The sequence below is a fragment of the Vibrio sp. ER1A genome, assembly GCF_000733315.1.
Classification (GTDB): Bacteria; Pseudomonadota; Gammaproteobacteria; order Enterobacterales; family Vibrionaceae; genus Vibrio; species Vibrio mediterranei.
This window is the reverse complement of record NZ_JPJA01000079.1, coordinates 1-1224: the sequence shown is the minus strand read 5'-3', so window position 1 is coordinate 1224 and position 1224 is coordinate 1. Positions and strand designations below refer to the sequence as shown.

The 1224-nt window shown below is 36.1% G+C and carries 1 protein-coding gene; it reads left to right on the top strand.

Annotated elements, in window-relative coordinates:
• Positions 1–369: 369 nt before the first annotated feature.
• Positions 370–1167, top strand: a complete 798-nt coding sequence (locus tag HW45_RS04845; RefSeq protein WP_152559629.1) for a hypothetical protein — start codon at positions 370–372, stop codon at positions 1165–1167.
• Positions 1168–1224: the final 57 nt, after the last annotated feature.

Genomic DNA, 1224 nt, shown 5'->3' with positions numbered 1-1224 from the left:
GCGACTCTGTCGCCGGCTTGACTCTAATCTGTGGTAGCAGTGGTTTAACTTTTAGAAATTTCAGGTGGCGATTAGGCCAATGTCGAGGATTGGAATGAAATCTGCTCAACACACTTGAAGTAAATCGATAAAAAGTAAATAAAAAAGATGATATTAGTCTTCGAGTCGAGTAAAAATAAACAAGGGTGCTGTCAAAAATGTATAAAGGTCAAGAGAAGTTAGGTTTATGACCCAATTTCTGAAAAAATCCAAGGTGAAAGAAGGTTATTAGAGGAAGATAGAATTCATTCCAGGAACGCAAAGATTGAGCGTAACATTTTATCATATTCATTATTTGGCTCAGAGCCTGGTTACTGTGAGTGTATGTACTTGAATATTCTGGAGTCAAGTAAAACGTATCCTGGCTGGGAGGTTGTAGTTTATCATGATGATACAGTTCCACCCTATGTATTAGAACGTTTTTCCTCTAAGGGTGTCACTTTAGTGAACGTTTTAGAGTTAGGTATTGCTCATTGGCCCGGTACTTTTTGGCGATTTGCTGCTGTATCGATGCAAAACGCTAACTTAATTTGTTTCCGAGATGCAGACTCAATAGTGTGTAATAGAGAACGAGTTTTAGTTGATTCTTGGCAAAAAAGCTCCCTTCCTTTCCATATAATAAGAGATTGGTATACTCATAGTGATTTGATTCTGGCGGGTTTGTGGGGAGTCAAAGCTGCTCTACTTAGCAATCTACCTGAGTGGATAGAAACTTACTTGAAAAATAAAAAGAAATTACATGCTACGCATGAAGACCAAATATTTCTAGCTGAAAAAGTTTGGCCTATTATAAAAGATTATAGTTTGGTACATGATAGCATTCACGATATAGAAGGGGTTGTTAAGTTCGAAAACAATGATTTATCTAGAGATGGAAGGGATTCGTTAGGTAGTTTTTTAGTAAAAAAGATAAAGCTAGATATAGGTGTAAAGTTAAATGATGAGTATGAGTTTTCGATAGTAAGTAATAGTGGTGAACAAGTGTGTTATTACATCAGGAAATTAAAAGATGGTAGAGACGAATTTATGATACCTACAAAGTACTTTGAAAATATAGATAGTAACATTTGGTCTATGAGAGTAAATATCGGTTCTTCGACGTTTCAAGTGAACCCTCCGTCAGAGTGAAATCTAATACATTTTATAGAGTAGAGCGTAACATCCGATGGGCTTTGTTGCCGAATT